We start from the raw sequence: 17,907 nt of genomic DNA, 5'->3' as shown, positions 1-17,907 counted from the left end.
AACTTAAGTGTTAGCACCGCGCTATACTTTGAATGATTATATTACAGAGCCCTATCAAGACAAGGCTAATCACGTTTATTCGCACAATGATATAGGAAAGAGTCTGGTTATGTTGTTAAGTAAAGCGCCTGTTCGCAAACAAGCTCAACGCCCTGAAAAAAAGAAACATGAACCTGCGCAAGACACTGTGGCACAGCCAACTCAGAGCCAACATAGCGACGTACAACCACAAACAACAGGCAAAAGTTCATCAGCGAAACTTATGCTTTATATTTTTATATGCATAACCCTTGTATTTTTATTCATCCCCAAACCGCAACTTATAACCTATGAGAAACTCGGCATGGTAAGCACCAGCGTGTATCTACCTGAGCTCCTCGGAGGCCCGTCACTCGTGGACTCTTCCTTGCATGTGCAGTCAATTATCGAAGGCGATAGTCTCTACTTATGTCAGGATATCACTCAGGCTAACACCTGCCAGAAATACCAAATAGTGAAACAAGACGGTTTCATATCGGCACTTTCCCACCTTATTTCGAGTTAGAAAAACTTATCTGAAAACGGTATTTTTTTTCGTTTGTTCAGCGCCACATTGATTTGCATAATAGCGACCCTTTTTTGAACAAATATCTTTTTGGAGTGGCGTAAATTGGACATTAACCTTGGAATTCAACTAATGCTTGGAGCTCTTGCTATTGGTGCTTTTTTTATAAGCCATGGCACTCTTTTGCGCATTGCCGCGAGCTTGGCAATAGGGTTGTTGTTTTTTGTCCATGCTCAACAGTTAGTAACGCCAAATGGCTTAACTAACGTCACCCTTGTATTGATTAACACCTTTTATCTATTCAAAGTGTACACCAGCCGTGTCACTAACTCGCTAATGTAAGTTTACAACGGGCGAAAATCTCAGCATTTAGAACCACAGCAAGCAATTGCTGTGGTACACAATCAATAAAATAAGCTAACATGACTCTAGCTGTATTAAACTCTAGCGAGGCGTTCATGAGCTCATCAAACCAAGCCCAAGATAGTCATTTGTTTGCCGAATTTATGGGCGATGTTACTCCATTGGCAAAACCCGATACAGTCAATCATTATGGTCGCCCCAACACACCCACTCTCGCTCAGCTAGAAAAGCGTCGTGCAGCAGAGCAAGCGGTTATACTCGATGAGAATCTTTTAGCGAGCGAACATGTCGAGCTTCTAGAGCCTCATGACTTTCTCGCATTTAAAAAGTCGGGTGTCCAAGAAGGTGTGTTTAAAAACTTGCGCTTGGGCAAGTATGACGTTGATGCCACGCTCGATTTGCACGGGCAAACGCTCGTACAGGCTCGAAAAGCTATGTTTGAGACCATAACTGATTGCCATCAACGTAATATCAGAGTGCTATTAGTTCGCCATGGTATCGGTGAGAAAAGCCAACCTCACAAAGGCATACTTAAGAGCTATGTACGTCACTGGCTCGAGCAACTCGACTGTGTGCTCGCTTTTCATAGTGCACTTAAGTGCCATGGTGGTTTAGGTTCCACCTATGTGTTGCTTAAAAAAAGTGCGCAAAAGAAATTAGAGAATAGAGAGTTACACGCTAAACGCTGACATGAAAATGCCGAGGTGTCCTCGGCATTTTTACATTCGAATTGTGATTCTAGCTCTTGCTTATAACGGCATTGCATTGGCTTGGTTAAACCAGGCAGCTAACCCCAAAAGGGCTACCCACACTAGGACATAACTAAACTTAGCCCCACCTTGGTTGTGTCTCATTGCGCTTCCCATTAGCATTTTTCAAAACGACTGGTATTTTTATTTTTGTTATACATCAAAAATGTAACGCAATTACTATATGGAAACTAAGCAAGTTTAACAAGCTGTTTACTTAAACAGTAGTTAATAGGTACTACCACCAAAGACTTATATCTGTCTGATCTTAATAGTTTTTATCTCTATCAATACAGTGCTCTAAGGGGCTTCCTTGTTGTAAACGATTGTAATTATCCACGACTTGATTAACCACTGTATCGACACTGGTTAATGCACTGCAGTGCGGGGTCACAATAATATGTGGATTGTGCCAAAACTCATGCTCTGTGGGCAAAGGTTCGTGCGTAAAAACGTCCAAAGAAGCGCCGCCAATACGCTGTTCTTTTATTGCTTCGATAAGCGCTTGCTCATCAAGATGCTGACCTCTACCGACATTGATAACAACCGCATGACTTGGCAGCAAAGCCAATAATTGCGCATCGATAATCTGGGTTGTCTGCTGTGTTAAAGGAAGTACACATACAAGATAATCTGTGCGGGCAACCATTTCATGGAGCCCCGATTCACCATAAAAATGGTGTACGGCGTCCGCATCTTGTTTTTGGCTGTTAGACCAAGCCATGATCTCAAAGCCATTAGCATGTAACCGTTTGGCGATGGCTTGTCCTAATTGTCCAAAACCTAAAAGCCCAACACGATTATGTGGTTGAACACGTTTTGGCTGCCAAAGAGATTGCTGTTGCTGCCTGGTGTACCTTGGCATATTAGTTTTATGTAACAGGATCTGGCTCAGCACATATTCAGCCATATCTGTGGCAAGATTAGGGTCCACGACACGTGTCACCGGTAAATGTTGTGGCACTGCAGCCAAATTTAGACCATCCACCCCAGCCCCAAAAGAAGCGACAGCTTGCACATTAGGCACGCTTTGCCACAAATCCGCAGGCACTTGCCAGCCAAGTACCATGGTTACTGAATCTGGGTCTGTAACATCCGGCCATTGCTGCACCAGATCCTCACCCAAGTGTCTTTTGAGTTGGGTAAGTAACTTATCAATATTACGATTTGGTATGGCCACCAACAAACTCATGATGTGCTCCCTAAAATGCAAAGCTCAAGTATCCCACAGCATCACTAAGTCGTCATCTACCTGCCCTAAACTTCAGCGCATTAGGTTATTTAAAGTGTCATCACGTAGACACCGCATTGTCATACTTGAAAATTACCCTAGCGAGTAAATTGCTAAAACTAGGACTCGCTATGATCAGTGTTGATAAAGTAATGGCCGATAATTTGCCGCGCCTAGCGCACTGTCCAAAAATTAAAGGACTGGTGAAAAAAGGATTAAGCTACTTACTTCACGAGCAGGAATTCATTGCCTTTGCTAACACCTATCCACACCTACAGGGGCTGGAGTTTATTGAACAGGTGCTTGATGAACTTAACTTCACTACCAAGTGTATAAATTCACAGCTAGACAATGTCCCCTGTGAGGGACGATTAGTGATTGTAGCAAACCACCCTATCGGCTCACTCGATGCGCTCGCACTCATTAGCACTCTTGCACGCGTTCGCCCTGATATAAAAGTTGTCGCTAATCGTTTGCTAATGAGTATAGAGGCGCTGCACTCGCTGCTATTACCTGTTAACAATCTGAGCGGAAACAGCAAGAAGAAAGAACTCAGTGATATCCATAATCACCTCAAAAATGAAGGTGCGCTGCTTATCTTCCCCGCGGGTGAAGTATCCAGGCTTACGCCAAGTGGTGTCAAAGACTGCGATTGGAACCATGGCTTTGTGCGCATCGCCCAAAAAGCCCATGCGCCAATCTTACCTATTCACATCAAAGCAAAAAATAGCCCACTGTTTTACAGCACCTCGCTACTGTATAAACCGTTGGCAAGCCTGTTGTTGGTTAAAGAAATGTTCAAGCAGCGGCAAAAGTCACTCGAGTTGACAATTGGTAGTGCCATCGCACATCACGCCTATGCGCTTGAACACCTAAGCAGCAAAGAAGTGAGCCAACTCATTCGCAAACAGCTTTATCGTCTTGGTAGTAAAAAACCTTTGGTGCTCAAAACACAGTTGCCCATTGCACAAAAGGAATGCCCCAAGGCGCTAGTGCAAGCACTTAACGAATGTGAATTGCTTGGGCAAACACACGATGGCATGCAGATTTATCTATATCACTATCAGGGGAGCTCTGCGCTTTTTCGCGAACTAGGTCGCCTCAGGGAAATCGCATTTCGAGCGGTAGGCGAAGGCAGTGGGCAACGCCGTGATGTTGATAAATATGACATGTATTATCATCACTTATTGCTTTGGGATCCAAAAGACTTAGAGTTAGTAGGTGCTTACCGACTTGCATGTGCTGACGAGGTAATAGCAGAGCAAGGCATTGACGGTTTATATACCGCGAGCTTGTTTAATTATGACCAAGCAATGCAGGAATACTTTAACAAAGGCATTGAGCTTGGGCGCAGCTTTGTTCAACCTAAATATTGGGGTCGCAAAAGCCTTGACTACTTGTGGTTTGGCATTGGCGCATTTATCCGCCGCTACCCGCAATATCGCTATTTATTTGGTGCGGTCAGCCTCTCAAATACCATGGTGCAAAATGCCAAAGAACTGTTAGTGCATTATTACCAAGGTTACTACCAACACTCGCACACCTTAGCGCAACCAAAGCATGCATTTACAGTAAGCGAAGGCACCCAGTTACAAGCACAGCAACTGTTCTGTGGTCACGATGCAAAAGCTGACTTTACCGAGCTCAAACATGTATTAGCAAATATGAATACGCAAGTACCAACGCTCTATAAACAATACACTGATTTATGTGAGCCCGGGGGGGTGTCGTTTCTAAGTTTCAGTGTGGACCCATGTTTTAACAACTGTATTGATGGACTCGTGTTGGTAGATATGAGCGCGCTTAAAGAGAAAAAGGCAGCTCGCTATTTACATGCGCAGCCGACCCAGTAACTCTTGGGCGTGTACTTTATTTTCTTAAGCATCAAGCCAGTATCAACACTGGCTTGCCTCATCGCGGTTAAATACACTTTTTAACATGTACTCGTAAATGTCAGTGATAACGGTTAAATCTGCAATCGCTACACGTTCATTGTCTTGATGAATGGTGTGATTTCTTACGCCACACTCAACAACCTGAGTGTATTCGTTTGCAAAGAAGCGACCATCCGACGTACCTCCGCTGGTGCTCAAAGATGGATAACTTTGTGTCACTTCATATATCGCCTGCTCCAGCAGAGCTATTGCATCAAAGCCTGAAGTGGGCGATGTGTAATAGGGTTCACACGGACGCTCCCAGCTAATATCTATATACTCACGCCACGATGATAATGCCCCTTCAACGGTATTGATTATGTCATCACTATGATAAGCATGACTGTAGCGCACATTAAATGCGAGATGGCAACGCGCTGGAACCAAATTATCCAAACTATTAGGGACATCTATTGCTGTGACCTGTAGGCACGTTTTTGAACCAAGGATATCTTCAGGCCACTTTATTGCTTGCAACACAAGAGCTATGTTTGCGCCAATGTGCGCTGCATTAATACTATTTTCAGGATAGGCAACGTGGCCACTTCTTCCGCTAACACGAACGCGAGCCGACAGTGCGCCGCGGCGACCATTTTTAATGGTATCACCTACTTTGTGTTGTGACGTCGGCTCCCCCACTAAACACGCATTGACCCTAACCCCCTGCTCTTGGAGATACTTGGCAATCAGCGCACTACCATATTCAGCCTCTCCTTCTTCATCGGAGGTGATAAGCCAATAGAATCTGCCTTGATTTGGTTCGTCGCACAGCAATCTATCTGTAGCGGCTAACATAGCCGCAATGCCTCCTTTCATATCTGCCGCACCACGCCCTATTATTTCACCGTTGATAATGTCACCGGCAAAAGGGGCACAGCACCACCGATGTTCAATTGCAGGGACCACATCAACATGACCACTAAATGCAAAAGTTGGCCCAACACCAAAATCAATGTACGCAACAAGATTTGTTACTCCATGGGAACAAATAACCTCGGTGGTAAAACCTCGCTGTGTTAACTGCTCAACGAGCCAAGTAATTGCGCCACCATGATCCGGTGTTACTGATTTGAAACGAATAAGCCGTTGTAAATAATGCACAGCATCGTGATTGTATTGCTGTTGAGCACAGGCGGTGAGTGACATAACTGTCTCCGTGTAAAACCTTCTTGCTCATTACAGCCACACTTTATGACACCATGATGTCAGCGCCATGCAGTTAAAAAGCCTAAAAGTTTAATCTAAATCAAAGATCCGACCTACTTTGCATAAAACAGCTGCCAATTGTTGATCTAGAACAGTTTTTGTTTTGGCTAGGGGATGATAATAGGGCCAACAACAAATTAAATTAGTTTATCTACTAGGATGATGACGATGAAAAAAACACTTAGCGCAGCGTTAGTTGGCCTTTTACTTGGTACCTCTTCTTTAGCTCACGCAAACCTGAGCATCAACGTAGGTGCAATCAACGTTAATCCAGACAACGCAGTTTCTGCGATCAATGAAGCACCTGCATTAGGCCTCAGTGCAGATGATGACACACAGCTTGGTTTAACCTTTGATTATGCATTTAACGATAACTGGACAGCCGAGTTAATTGCCGCTACGCCATTTAGCCACGATGTGAATGGTCGTGCAGGATTAGAAGGTGCAGCAATTGGTAATATTAAACATCTACCACCCACACTTCTTGGTCAATATCACTTTGGTCAAGCAGGTGACAAATTCCGCCCATTCATTGGCGTAGGTGTGAACTACACTATCTTTTTTGACGAGCAAGCGAGCCAAGATCTAAAAACAGTGCTTGGCACCAATGACGTTAAACTAAAACTGGACGACTCATTCGGCTTTGCAGGTCAAGTAGGCTTTAACTATGCCCTAGAGCAAAACTGGGGGATCCACGCCATGGTAAGTTTTATGGATATCGACAGCAAAGCAGCTGTATACGCTAATGGCGCTAAAGCTCTTACGGTTGATGTAAAAATTGACCCAGTTGTTGCTATGGTCGGTGTACGTTATAGCTTCTAATTTACAGTTTCACAGAAACCACTTGCTAATGTAAGCGAATAAAGTGACTACCTTTTGTTAGTCACTTTTTTTTGTTCTAGCATTTCTTTCCAGTGCACAATTTCAGCCGGTAGAATCGGCATTTCGCCTTCATACCCTGCTAAGGCAACAATCTCTTCGACATCGACAACACCGCTTGGGCCACGAAATACGCCACGCACATAAGCGATAGCATGAAGCCCTTTGTGGGAGGTAAACTTTTGTTCGATATAGAAATACTTGTGGTCCCACCCGACTAGGCGTGTAGATACGGTGAATTTCTGCCAAGGTTTAATATCGCGAATGTAAGTGATAGCAGTGGCATTTACTATAGGGAACCAACGGCGTTTCATAACCGCGCCTAATAACCCTAAGCGCTCTGTCATCCATGTGCGGGCGACATCCATCAAAGCAAGATAACGAGAATTGGTAACGTGTAAATTAATATCGCAATCAAGAGGCCAAGCACGAAATTGGATATCTACCGTGTCGAGTAGTTCTTGCTGTGTCTTATTGCCTTTTATTTTAAAAAACAACCATATCAATCGAAAATACAAATTCACAAAAAAGCTCCAAATGCCTAGGGCGTGTTAACCTAGCTCATGAGATGTAACAGGTAAGACCACTATAATAACATTGCTTATAAAAAACCTCACGTTATTCCAATAAGTTGCATCAAATTCAACTGTGCTCTATGTTAAGAACGATAACGAGTTGTTTGGTAAATAAGAAAATGAAAACAAAAATACTACTAGCGGCTGCTTTGCTAACAAGCATGCCATGTTTGGCTGATTTTGATTTTGTCGGCAAAGGTGAAACAAAGAATGCGCAAGGTGAAGCCTCTGCATTTTCCTATGGCTTTGCTTGGAACAGTGATAAAAAACAGTTCCGTATCGGTAAAAAAACCTATGATATGGATACCCTACCAGAATCCTATTCCATCGCTTTTGTGCTCAGTAAAGACGAGAAAAATGTGTGGGTTCAAGAGTTTAAATCTGATTGGGTAGAAAGTTTTTATTGGGAGTTGGGCAATCACATCATTCGCTTAGAAAAGCGCAATTTTGAACAGCCGGTAATGGGCAACTATGAATTGAAAATTGATGACCGCAGCTTCTTTTTAAATAATCGTAACATCGCCATTAAATTAAACTTTGGCAAAGATGGTATCGATAGCATTACTGCCAGTGGTGTGACCAAAAATATGGGCACCAAGGACTAGCGCGAAAGTAGCGCACATCCTTGGTGGGTTGTGCGCTACACTTTAACCGTTTTGCGGTTAATACCATACTCACGTAGCTTATTCGCGACCGCGGTATGGCTCAGCCCTAAACGCTTGGCGAGCTGTCTTGAGCTCGGATAGGCTGGGTAGAGTTTGCGCAATAAGGTTGCCTCAAATCGTTTCACAGCTTGATCCAAACTACCCTCAAAGTCTGATTCCAAGTAACCCAAATCATTTGTGAACGTTGGTAACTGCAGATGCTCGGTTGTGAGCTGTGAATCATCCAACAAAGAAACAGCACGATAAATCGCGTTTTCTAATTGTCGAACATTGCCTGGCCAAGGGTAGGACTGCAAATATTCAATGGTTTCTTCGCTCAGCGTTGGAATATCGGCACCACTTTGTTGTGCGTACTTCTGCACAAAATGTTCAGCTAGAGGACCTATATCCGCTTTTCTGTCACGCAATGGCGCAATTTCGAGGGTCAACACATTGATGCGATAATACAGGTCTTCTCTAAACTTACCTTCTTGCACCATCGCAGGTAAATCCTTTTGCGTAGCTGCAATAATACGCACATTGACCTTCACTTCGTTCTCGTCGCCGACTTTACGGAATGTACCGTCTTGCAAGAAACGCAGAAGCTTGGTTTGCAGTTGAGACGACATCTCCCCGACTTCATCAAGAAAGACGGTACCACCATCTGCTTGCTCTAGCACACCACGTTTTGGCGCAGCATTATCTTCATATCCGGCATAACCAAATAATTCAGACTCTGCGACATCATCTGGTAATGAAGCACATGAAAGGGCAATAAAAGGCTTAATAGAGCGATTCGATGCATAGTGGCACGCACGCGCTAACAACTCTTTACCGGTACCCGTTTCACCGGTAATCAGAATAGGGGCTTCGAGCTGCGCCATTTTGCGCGCTTCACGCACAGTGCGGCGCATGGCCGTTGAGTAATTGTGAATGGTCGCGAAGCTTTCTTGCCCATAGCGACGAAACGCACTGACTTGCTGGCCCAATCGGCTTTGCGATTTGATATTGATAACCGCACCTGCCAGCGCATTTTTCTCATCACCCTGAGGAATAGCAATAGGCAGAATATCAGCAATAAAGTCCTCACCCGCAACTTCCACACGCGTCGTTTGCCCGAGCACTTCCTTGCCCTCTAACCAACGCGTAAAGTTAAAGCCTTTAAGCAAGTTATTAATGTTTGCACCAACAACTTCTTGCTCAGTCATCTGTAAATCACGACATGCTGCAGAGTTGCATAAACGCACCCAGCCTTTGTTATCAATTGAGATCACACCATCAGGCAGCGCACTTAATAAGGTATTAAGCTCATTGTGCTCACGCTCAGAAGGCAAAAAGGCAGTGGTTCGAACGTCTTCGACACCGTCAATTAAACGAATTGACGGCATGATTTTTTGAAACTGTTCAAACTCGATGGGAGGGAAACTAACGTACATCCGGCAGTTCTTGGCATCGACTTCGATACCTTTGAGATCCACCTGATAGTTAACCAGAATATTGAGTACCTCTTGAGCGATACCAATTCTATCCTGACAATATATTTCAAGACGCATGAATTCCTCAGTCGCGCGGTTGCTATGTGTTGCAGGCGCAATGATACGCTAAATCATCATCAGGTGGGTAGCAAATTGTAAACATTTTTGCACAAACTTGCCATAAAGCGCACCAAACCTGACTTGTACCTTTATAGCACCCGGCATTCACTGCATGTTAAGCCGTAAGTCTTCCCCTGATGTCACTGGATATGTATACTGTCGCGCGTTTGTCGCTAGGATAAAGCAGCGCCCGCTGCACTCATCCAGATTGTTAGCCGCTCTTTTATCCTGCCGATACAGACCTCCTATAACCCTAAGTGAACGATATGCTCATTCATCTGTTAACGGTGAAATAGGAAAATAAAAGCAATAATACGGTCTACTAAAAACTGCGTTGCCAGACATCGCAAAATAATAAATCAATTAGTTTAGGAAGTTTTTAATGAGTTCATTACCTAAAACAGGTGACTTTTTAGGTCACCCGAAAGGGCTGTTCTTGTTGTTTTTCACTGAAATGTGGGAACGCATGAGCTACTACGGTATGCGCGGTATTTTCGTGTTATACCTATCGACTGTTGCTACAGCAGCCGCTATGGGTTGGGATATGGCCTACTTTGGCATTGACCCACTAGCAACTGGTGCAGATGAAGAGTATCAAAAAGCACTTAATTCAAATGCCCTTAGCATCTTAGGCTTTTATGCATTTTTGGTTTACGTAACTCCTGTGTTAGGAGGCTGGTTCGCTGATAACGTATCAGGTCAGCGTAAAGCTATCATCACTGGTGGTATCATCATGGCCCTGGGCCAATTTGCATTAGGTACGCCACATGAAATGGTTGCAGGCTTTGAAGTAGAGTTTATGTACTTGGGTCTTGGTCTACTCATCATTGGTAATGGCTTCTTCAAGCCAAACATCTCAACCATGGTTGGTGACCTTTATTCAGAAGGTGACAAACGTCGTGATGGCGCATTCACTATCTTCTATATGGGTATCAACCTAGGTTCAATCCTTGGCTACTTCGTTGTTGGTTCAATCGGTGAAAAGTTTGACTACCAGTATGGTTTCCTAACTGCCGGTATCGGTATGCTTCTGGGTGTTATCCTTCAGCTGGCTCTTGCTAACGAATACCTAGGTAACATTGGTACTGTTCCTTCAGCAAAGCAAACAGGTGAGAACAACGAATCAGCGTCTAAAAAGCCTTTGACTCATGAAGAGCGTGACCGCATCAAAGTAATTTTGATCATGAGTTTCTTCACTATCGTATTCTGGGCTGGTTTTGAGCAAGCAGCTGGTTCTATGAACCTTTTCGCAAAATACAAAACTGACCTTGTATTCTTTGGCTGGGAAATGCCTGCAAGTTGGCTACAAGCTGTAAACCCTATTTTCATCATCCTACTTGCACCTATCTTTGCAAGTTTCTGGATCCGCATGGGTGACAAAGAACCAGATTCACCACGCAAGTTTGCCCTAGGTATGTTCTTCCTTGGCTTAGGCTTTGTATCTATGGTGGGTGCTGCTTTGCAAATCGGTGACGATGCAAACACCAAAGCACACGTAATTTGGTTAGTCATGGCCTACGTATTCCACACCATGGGTGAACTATGTTTATCACCTATCGGTTTATCAATGGTGTCAAAACTAGCGCCGCTTAAGTACACATCACTATTAATGGGTATGTGGTTCTTCTTCTCTGGTGTAGGTAACTATGCTGCAGCAGAAATTGGTAAGCTAGTAGGCGACGCAGGTCCTCTAAGCACCTTTGGTGGTGTAGCTGTGATGGCATTTTTGGCTGGTATCTGTTTGTGGCTACTTGCGGATAAGCTAGTAGACTGGATGCATGGTGCCGAAGGTACACATGATGAAGAGCAACTTCTTGAAGAAGAATTAGAGCTCACTGGTGAGAAGCAGTAATACTCACAAAATCATATAGAGGCGTCTTAAGGCGCCTTTTTTATTGCAAAAAAGCGTATCGCCAATTTAACGAAAAGCTTACACTTTGACTTTATTGTCCACCATTGTTTACAGATATCTGTCTAGCTAATTCCCCCCAAAAGCTTTCGCTTTCGAACATTTTCTCCGATTATGCGCTCAAACAAATATGGTCTTGAGCCTATGGCGGCGCTTTATTCGAATTATCGACTTCTACCGCCGAGGCCACACCAATAACACAGCAAGTGGAGCAACATCATGAGTGAAGTAAACAATCCATTAGGCCTAATGGGCATTGAATTTACTGAGTACGCAACACCAGATGCGGACTACATGGACAAAATCTTTACCGACTTTGGTTTTTCAAAGCTAAAGAAATTCAAAGATAAAGACATCGTTTACTACAACCAAAACGATATCCATTTCCTACTGAACAACGAGCGTGGCGGTTTCTCAGCTGAGTTTGCTAAAAGCCATGGCCCTGCTATTTGTTCAATGGGCTGGCGTGTACAGGACGCTCAGAAGGCGTTCGACACAGCAGTAGAACGCGGCGCTAAGCCAGCAACTGACTCTACTCACAAAGACATGCCATACCCAGCGATTTATGGCATCGGCGACAGCCTGATTTACTTCATCGACCAGTTTGGTGATAAAGGCAGCATCTACGACACTGACTTCGTAGACTTAGAAGAGCAAAATGTTGTTTCAAGCAAGGGCTTCTTGCGCATCGACCACCTTACGAACAACGTATACAAAGGCACGATGGAAACGTGGGCTAACTTCTACAAAGATGTATTTGGCTTTACTGAAGTGCGTTACTTCGACATCAAAGGTCAAAAAACAGCCCTGTTGTCATACGCACTTAAATCACCGTGCGGAACGTTCTCGATTCCAATCAATGAAGGTAAAGACAACAACAACAACCAAATTGATGAGTACCTGAACGAATATAACGGTCCTGGTGTACAACACCTTGCTTTCTTAACTGATGACCTAGTTGCATCGCTTGATCAGCTAGATCAAAGCAACATCGCGACATTAGATATCGTTGATCACTACTACGACACTATCTTTGACCGTGTACCTTGGGTTAAAGAAGACAAAGAGAAGATCAAGCAACACCAGATCTTAGTAGATAGCCAAAGCGAAGATTGTTACTTACTACAAATCTTCACTAAGAACCTGTTTGGTCCTATTTTCATCGAAATGATTCAACGTGTTGATGACGGTGGCTTCGGTGAAGGTAACTTCCAAGCACTGTTTGAGTCTATCGAACGTGACCAAGAGCGCCGCGGCGTTATCTAAGCGCAGTTTTATTTAGCGCCAAAAAGCAGGGCTCGTATTATGCGGGCACTGCTTTTTTAAGTTCCGAGCCCTTGTTTTTTTTCTCTATGGCTCAATAACACATAAAAGCTTTAGCAAAAGGAATAACTCATGCAACTCAATGAAACGCACGACATTAACCTGACCAGCTGGGTCAGCTCTGCGAACAATGGCAACACAGATTTTCCTATCCAAAACTTGCCTTTTGCCTCATTCCGTCGCGCTGGCACGAACGAAGCATTTCGTGGTGGCGTTGCAATTGGTGACCAAGTAGTCGATTTAGCTGCTGTTGCGCACATGGGCATTTTCAGCGGCCTTGCTCAAGAAGCGCTTGAAGCGGCTCAACAAACAACATTGAACGCGTTTATGGCGATGGGACAAGCCCATTGGTCAGCACTGCGCCTTGCACTGTCAAAAGCATTACGTACTGGCAGCGAGCACGAGCAAGCACTAACACAAGCGCTTATCGCTCAAAGCGATGTTGAATATGACCTACCATGTCATATCGGTGATTACACTGACTTTTATACGTCTATCTACCACGCAACGGCTGTTGGTAGCTTGTTCCGTCCGGATAACCCATTGCTACCGAACTACAAATGGGTACCAATTGGTTACCACGGCCGAGCCTCAAGCATTGGTGTAAGTGGTCAAACTTTCCCTCGCCCTAAAGGTCAAACAAAAGCGCCTGATGCAGATGCGCCATCATTCGGCCCGTGTAAACGTTTGGACTACGAACTAGAACTCGGCATTTACCTTGGTAAAGGCAACGAACTAGGTGAGTCAATTGCACTAGATGACGCTGACGAACACGTATTTGGTTTTTGTTTATTCAATGACTGGTCTGCACGTGACCTACAAGCGTGGGAATACCAGCCTCTTGGTCCATTCCTAGCAAAGAACTTTGCATCAACCGTTTCTCCTTGGATTGTTACTAACGAAGCTTTAGCGCCATATCGCATGGCGTGGACGCGTGACGAGAACGATCCACAGCCACTTGAGTATCTAGAGTCTGCGAAAAACCGCGAGCTAGGTGCGTTAGATATCCAAATGGATGTGGCTGTTGAAACTCAAAAAATGCGTGAACAAGGCACCCCAGCGGCGAAACTTTCACAGTCAAGCTTCAAGCACTCATACTGGACAGTGGCACAAATGGTTGCTCACCACACGGTAAATGGCTGTAACTTTAACGCTGGTGATATGCTTGGTTCAGGCACACAATCAGGTCCTGAGCACGAAGAAGCAGGCTCACTGCTTGAGCTGTCACGTGGTGGTAAAGAGTCATTGGATTTAGGTAATGGTGAAAGCCGTACTTTCCTAGAAGATGGTGACACGGTGATCATGCGCGGATGGTGTGAAAAGCAAGGTTTTGCCCGCATCGGCTTCGGTGAGTGTCGCTCAACAGTATTACCTGCTAAGTAAAGCGAGGGCATGTTGGCCTTTGCTGTAAGTTTTTGGGGTGTTTTGGCACGGCTAGACCTGCGCAACATAGCTATTCTATGTAAACCTTGGAATAGTGCACACATAATGCCTCAATGACACCACCATACAGTTCGGTCTAAATAATGCAGTTTATCTCTGTGTACCTGAGATAAACTGCATTTTTTTGGGTTGAGTTACAATTTTTTGCTGGCTTTTTAATCTCACCTTGATATCTTAGCTACGTTTTTGTCAGAAGTTTGTATATATGAAGCGAGTAAAATCATACTTTGTAACTAAGTTGTTTCCTGCAAGACAACTGTTAATTCGCCAGCTCGGTGAAGTAAAAGTCCTTGAGTTATCGACTACAAAACAGTGTGGTTTTGCTCTTGGTGCATTTGTATGTGTCGCGTCTTTAGCTGCGTTTGGCGGTTATAACTTTTGGCAACAGAGCCAACTGCAATTGAGCAGTGGCGATGTCATTGCACAAAACAACGAACTGCGCCTGCAATTAGAACAAGCGCAGCAACGTCATGAACAATTTGTTGCCCAGCTCTCAAAGCTAGAGCAGCGCCAACAACTCACTCATAATGTACTTGCTTCCCTACCCGCATCATTGATGCCACAGCAAGGTGTGCCTTTTGAAGCCAGTGACAATCAGTTTGACTCTGGCGTTGAGCAAAGACTTGCTAACTTAGAACAACGTCAAAGCAATACCTTCTTTGTACTAGACCAAGCAATTGAAAAGCGTGAGGTCATGCTCTCAGAGGCCATTGCTCGAGCAAGCCTTCCGCAAACTCTGATGGAAGAACTTGTTGCCAAAAGTGCGCAACAAGTTGCCCAAGGCGGCCCACTCGAACCATTAGATGCTGATGAACAAGACCTGAGCTCAATGTCAGTGGTAGATAAGCTACTGACGTTGAATCAACTTGAGAACATGCTTGAGCAAGTACCGCATATGCTTCCTGCCGCTGACTACTATATCTCGAGCAGCTTTGGACTGCGTAAAGACCCAATAAACGGCTCTCGCGCAATGCACAAAGGTGTTGATTTAGCAGCGTGGCGCAATACCGAAATTTTTGCACCAGCCGATGGTACGGTTGTGCGCGCTGGACGTAACGGTGGTTACGGTCGTTTCATCGAAATTGAGCACGCAAATGGTTTTACTACGCGCTTTGGTCATTTAAACAAGATTAAAGTGAAACGTGGTGACATGGTATCAAAAGGCGAAGTCATCGCTTTAATGGGTAGTACCGGTCGCAGTACTGCGACGCACCTGCATTATGAGGTGTTACATAACAATAAGCACATCAACCCGGTAAAAATCACCAAGGCATTAACCGATGTTTTCAAAGAACAAAGATACACAGAAGAGTAGCCCTATTGTGAATAATAAGAGCAACAACACCCCTTCCCTGATTTCTGCAGACGTTCGACTGACTGGTTCACTTATCAGTCAAGGCGAAGTTCAATTAGATGGTCGCATCGATGGCGACATCAAAGCCGACGTATTACTTGTTGGCAGCCAAGGCCGAGTTGATGGCAGTGTGCAAGCAAATGAAGTAACCATTCACGGCGAAGTAAGTGGCTCGATCAGCGCAAACAAGGTTGCGATTGAAAGCTCAGCAACAGTCAAAGGTGATGTGTATCACAACACCCTGAGTATTGCTGCTGGCGCACAAATGGAAGGTCAAATTAAGCAACTTGCGCAACACGAAGCGCTTTCGGTTGTCAGCAACGAAGAAGACGTCCTCGTCGCTGAGTCTTAATCAGCCTTCTTTCGCGCAGTAATGTACATGGTGACTGCTGCGCGAAACACCAATTCCCCTGCGTCATTAGTGATTTCTACAGGCACAATTAAATCTTCTTTATCGCTGAACTCATGCGGCATAGGTATTTGCGCCGTTGCCTGCATATCTGTTTCTACTTTATTTAAATACTCAACAGTCATCCCTTTTGGGATCCAGCGATGAGTTTTGTGTGGTACGGTAGCATCCGTCATTACCCCAGCAACGAGTTCAGCTAAATTACACTGCGCAATCGCATGAATCGTGCCTATGTGGTTATGCACTGCCTTTCGGTTTTTAACTCGTGCGACGCATTTCCCTGCTTCTAACGAGGTAATTCTCGGCTTAATGGAGCCAAAATACGGCGCTTTCATACACACTGCTTTAGAAAACAGCCAATGGCCAAAAGGCCAACCGATCATTTTGTTATAGGTTTTTAGTAATGGTGGAGTTGACATACTTAGTTCTCATTATTTAACTCATCGTACCAGTAAATATGAGATAACGGATAATTGCAACTCTCAAATGCGTAGTGGCGAGTGCCATTCAAAATGAGAATCTACGGCACGATGAGATTTTGGAATGATCTCCCCTCAAACAACTAGACATCTTTTATTTTGAAAATGAAGTAAGATAGAAGGTGTTATGAGAAATAAATATCCGCAAGAATTTAAAGACCGTTTGTTAGGCATTTGCCTGAGTGAGCCTCGACCACTCTTGCTTTGTACCCACTGCAAACAAACTACCTATTAACAAACAGATACCTGAACTTGTCAGCCAAAAAGTTAAGGTATTATCTGGAAAGCTTGGCATTAGTACTGGGAATGAAAATGCTCTGAGGAGAAAAACACTTGTTATCACTACTAAAATGGAACGCGTAAATGGAAGTTTCTTTATTACGCCCGCCCCAGCTAACGCAAAAATACCCCAAAAACACAAAATTGCTGCTATTGTGAGCGTGACCAGTGAAGGGTACCAAAGCTCTTGCTCCGCCATTTGTGCCATCGCTTCTCCGGCCCCAAACATTCGATACCAGTCAGCTCCAAACACAATACATCCCAAATGAGCTAATGCTGCCAAAAAGCAACACGCTGAAGATGCTATGAGGTATTTGTTCTCTCGACGATTCATCCATCCTCCTTGATGCCTAACGCCGCAATATGGGGCGTATTAAGCTTGGCTAAAATCAGCGAAGAATGAGCGCCAGCCAAGCTTTAGACGTCCCAAACATAATTGCCTTGTTATAAGTTACCTACAGATACCTTTTCATAGTTTAGCTTTTTATTTAGCTTGCCGTAATGTATGTAGCCGAGCAAACAACTACCTACACCAACAAAGAGTAATAGGTATTTTATGATGCTATTGATTTGATCTCCGTATACTAGGTAATTAACCAATAACAACGACAAAAACAAAATTAATCCACCATAGATTAACCAACTTGCCTTCTGAGTAATCTCTTTGATTGGTCGATTATTCAGTTTTTGACTACAGTTGGGGCAATTAAATTCAGTTAGCTTTCCCACCTTTTCGAGTTTATCTAAATGCAGGTAACCAAATTCATGATGACATTCCGGACAGTTCATAACACCAATACTTGAGTAACTTATAACGCCTTACTAATGGGCGCATAAATGCTTGGCTAAAATTAGCGACGAAGGAGCACAAGCCAAGCGTTTTGCGTCCTTTTGAGTAACTTGATACTTATTGAACCTTCTCCCCGAAGTTTAGCGAAATACTAAACTTCAAGGCGACCAAACCAAAAGGAGAAAGCTCAATGAAATTTTA

Annotated in this window: 18 protein-coding genes; 11 read left to right on the top strand and 7 right to left on the bottom strand. The window is 44.1% G+C overall.

Annotated features, from left to right (window positions below):
- Positions 1–109 precede the first annotated feature (109 nt).
- The 3 genes from AAEU32_RS03090 to smrA all read left to right on the top strand — a co-directional run bounded on the left by AAEU32_RS03090 (position 110) and on the right by smrA (position 1,596).
- Entirely contained in the window at positions 110–544 is a 435-nt protein-coding gene (locus AAEU32_RS03090) for a hypothetical protein (protein ID WP_421969071.1), read from the top strand.
- A 132-nt stretch (positions 545–676) separates the two neighbouring features.
- Positions 677–886, top strand: a complete 210-nt coding sequence (locus AAEU32_RS03085; protein ID WP_421969070.1) for a hypothetical protein — start codon at positions 677–679, stop codon at positions 884–886.
- 116 nt (positions 887–1,002) lie between these two features.
- A complete protein-coding gene (gene smrA / locus AAEU32_RS03080; RefSeq protein ID WP_421969069.1) occupies positions 1,003–1,596 on the top strand; it encodes a DNA endonuclease SmrA in 594 nt (197 codons plus the stop codon).
- A 328-nt stretch (positions 1,597–1,924) separates the two neighbouring features.
- Here the strand turns inward: smrA and AAEU32_RS03075 are convergent, their stop codons facing one another.
- Positions 1,925–2,848 carry a 2-hydroxyacid dehydrogenase gene (locus tag AAEU32_RS03075; RefSeq protein ID WP_421969068.1) on the bottom strand — a complete coding sequence of 308 codons (924 nt, stop codon included), beginning with the start codon at positions 2,846–2,848 and terminating at the stop codon, positions 1,925–1,927.
- A gap of 170 nt (positions 2,849–3,018) precedes the next feature.
- On the opposite strand from AAEU32_RS03075, the gene olsF reads away from it, so the two are divergent.
- Positions 3,019–4,740 carry a bifunctional ornithine lipid synthase OlsF gene (gene olsF, locus AAEU32_RS03070; protein ID WP_421969067.1) on the top strand — a complete coding sequence of 574 codons (1,722 nt, stop codon included), beginning with the start codon at positions 3,019–3,021 and terminating at the stop codon, positions 4,738–4,740.
- Between the two features lie 42 nt (positions 4,741–4,782).
- On the opposite strand, the gene dapE is transcribed toward olsF, so the two are convergent.
- A complete protein-coding gene (dapE, locus tag AAEU32_RS03065; RefSeq protein ID WP_421969066.1) occupies positions 4,783–5,967 on the bottom strand; it encodes a succinyl-diaminopimelate desuccinylase in 1,185 nt (394 codons plus the stop codon).
- A gap of 228 nt (positions 5,968–6,195) precedes the next feature.
- Between dapE and AAEU32_RS03060 the strand changes: the two genes are divergently transcribed.
- Positions 6,196–6,849, top strand: coding sequence for an OmpW/AlkL family protein (locus AAEU32_RS03060; RefSeq protein WP_421969065.1), 654 nt, complete (start codon positions 6,196–6,198; stop codon positions 6,847–6,849).
- Between the two features lie 47 nt (positions 6,850–6,896).
- On the opposite strand, the gene AAEU32_RS03055 is transcribed toward AAEU32_RS03060, so the two are convergent.
- On the bottom strand, positions 6,897–7,430 hold the full coding sequence (locus AAEU32_RS03055) for a thioesterase family protein (RefSeq protein WP_421969064.1): 534 nt from the start codon (positions 7,428–7,430) through the stop codon (positions 6,897–6,899).
- Positions 7,431–7,600: 170 nt separating this feature from the next.
- Between AAEU32_RS03055 and AAEU32_RS03050 the strand changes: the two genes are divergently transcribed.
- Entirely contained in the window at positions 7,601–8,086 is a 486-nt protein-coding gene (locus tag AAEU32_RS03050) for a hypothetical protein (protein WP_421969063.1), read from the top strand.
- Between the two features lie 35 nt (positions 8,087–8,121).
- Here the strand turns inward: AAEU32_RS03050 and tyrR are convergent, their stop codons facing one another.
- On the bottom strand, positions 8,122–9,678 hold the full coding sequence (gene tyrR, locus AAEU32_RS03045; RefSeq protein ID WP_421969062.1) for a transcriptional regulator TyrR: 1,557 nt from the start codon (positions 9,676–9,678) through the stop codon (positions 8,122–8,124).
- Between the two features lie 424 nt (positions 9,679–10,102).
- On the opposite strand from tyrR, the gene AAEU32_RS03040 reads away from it, so the two are divergent.
- The 5 genes from AAEU32_RS03040 to AAEU32_RS03020 all read left to right on the top strand — a co-directional run bounded on the left by AAEU32_RS03040 (position 10,103) and on the right by AAEU32_RS03020 (position 16,101).
- Complete coding sequence (locus tag AAEU32_RS03040) at positions 10,103–11,572, top strand: peptide MFS transporter (RefSeq protein ID WP_421969061.1); 1,470 nt, start codon at positions 10,103–10,105, stop codon at positions 11,570–11,572.
- 276 nt (positions 11,573–11,848) lie between these two features.
- On the top strand, positions 11,849–12,895 hold the full coding sequence (gene hppD / locus AAEU32_RS03035) for a 4-hydroxyphenylpyruvate dioxygenase (protein WP_421969060.1): 1,047 nt from the start codon (positions 11,849–11,851) through the stop codon (positions 12,893–12,895).
- Positions 12,896–13,024: 129 nt separating this feature from the next.
- The gene (fahA, locus tag AAEU32_RS03030; protein WP_421969059.1) at positions 13,025–14,335 is read left to right on the top strand and encodes a fumarylacetoacetase; all 1,311 of its coding nucleotides are present in this window, start codon (positions 13,025–13,027) and stop codon (positions 14,333–14,335) included.
- A gap of 265 nt (positions 14,336–14,600) precedes the next feature.
- Positions 14,601–15,710 (top strand): M23 family metallopeptidase, encoded by a 1,110-nt coding sequence (locus tag AAEU32_RS03025; protein ID WP_421969058.1) that lies wholly within the window; start codon positions 14,601–14,603, stop codon positions 15,708–15,710.
- Between the two features lie 7 nt (positions 15,711–15,717).
- Positions 15,718–16,101, top strand: a complete 384-nt coding sequence (locus AAEU32_RS03020) for a bactofilin family protein (protein WP_421969057.1) — start codon at positions 15,718–15,720, stop codon at positions 16,099–16,101.
- Here the strand turns inward: AAEU32_RS03020 and AAEU32_RS03015 are convergent.
- From AAEU32_RS03015 to AAEU32_RS03005, 3 genes are all read right to left on the bottom strand, one after another.
- Entirely contained in the window at positions 16,098–16,577 is a 480-nt protein-coding gene (locus AAEU32_RS03015; RefSeq protein WP_421969056.1) for a hotdog fold domain-containing protein, read from the bottom strand. The genes AAEU32_RS03020 and AAEU32_RS03015 overlap by 4 nt on opposite strands.
- A 226-nt stretch (positions 16,578–16,803) precedes the next feature.
- On the bottom strand, positions 16,804–17,199 hold the full coding sequence (locus tag AAEU32_RS03010; protein ID WP_421969055.1) for a hypothetical protein: 396 nt from the start codon (positions 17,197–17,199) through the stop codon (positions 16,804–16,806).
- Between the two features lie 161 nt (positions 17,200–17,360).
- Entirely contained in the window at positions 17,361–17,705 is a 345-nt protein-coding gene (locus AAEU32_RS03005) for a hypothetical protein (RefSeq protein ID WP_421969054.1), read from the bottom strand.
- Positions 17,706–17,907 lie beyond the last annotated feature (202 nt).

It is taken from the genome of Pseudoalteromonas maris (genome assembly GCF_049257235.1).
Classification (GTDB): domain Bacteria; phylum Pseudomonadota; class Gammaproteobacteria; order Enterobacterales; family Alteromonadaceae; genus Pseudoalteromonas.
This window is presented reverse-complemented; position numbering and strand designations above follow the sequence as displayed.

Excerpts from the sequence above, each read along its gene's own strand:
- AAEU32_RS03090 (WP_421969071.1), top strand. The coding sequence starts at position 110 with ATGTTGTTAAGTAAAGCGCCTGTTCGCAAACAAGCTCAACGCCCTGAA.
- AAEU32_RS03085 (WP_421969070.1), top strand. The coding sequence starts at position 677 with ATGCTTGGAGCTCTTGCTATTGGTGCTTTTTTTATAAGCCATGGCACT.
- smrA (WP_421969069.1), top strand. The coding sequence starts at position 1,003 with ATGAGCTCATCAAACCAAGCCCAAGATAGTCATTTGTTTGCCGAATTT.
- AAEU32_RS03075 (WP_421969068.1), bottom strand. The coding sequence starts at position 2,848 with ATGAGTTTGTTGGTGGCCATACCAAATCGTAATATTGATAAGTTACTT.
- olsF (WP_421969067.1), top strand. The coding sequence starts at position 3,019 with ATGATCAGTGTTGATAAAGTAATGGCCGATAATTTGCCGCGCCTAGCG.
- dapE (WP_421969066.1), bottom strand. The coding sequence starts at position 5,967 with ATGTCACTCACCGCCTGTGCTCAACAGCAATACAATCACGATGCTGTG.
- AAEU32_RS03060 (WP_421969065.1), top strand. The coding sequence starts at position 6,196 with ATGAAAAAAACACTTAGCGCAGCGTTAGTTGGCCTTTTACTTGGTACC.
- AAEU32_RS03050 (WP_421969063.1), top strand. The coding sequence starts at position 7,601 with ATGAAAACAAAAATACTACTAGCGGCTGCTTTGCTAACAAGCATGCCA.
- tyrR (WP_421969062.1), bottom strand. The coding sequence starts at position 9,678 with ATGCGTCTTGAAATATATTGTCAGGATAGAATTGGTATCGCTCAAGAG.
- AAEU32_RS03040 (WP_421969061.1), top strand. The coding sequence starts at position 10,103 with ATGAGTTCATTACCTAAAACAGGTGACTTTTTAGGTCACCCGAAAGGG.
- hppD (WP_421969060.1), top strand. The coding sequence starts at position 11,849 with ATGAGTGAAGTAAACAATCCATTAGGCCTAATGGGCATTGAATTTACT.
- fahA (WP_421969059.1), top strand. The coding sequence starts at position 13,025 with ATGCAACTCAATGAAACGCACGACATTAACCTGACCAGCTGGGTCAGC.
- AAEU32_RS03025 (WP_421969058.1), top strand. The coding sequence starts at position 14,601 with ATGAAGCGAGTAAAATCATACTTTGTAACTAAGTTGTTTCCTGCAAGA.
- AAEU32_RS03015 (WP_421969056.1), bottom strand. The coding sequence starts at position 16,577 with ATGTCAACTCCACCATTACTAAAAACCTATAACAAAATGATCGGTTGG.
- AAEU32_RS03005 (WP_421969054.1), bottom strand. The coding sequence starts at position 17,705 with ATGAACTGTCCGGAATGTCATCATGAATTTGGTTACCTGCATTTAGAT.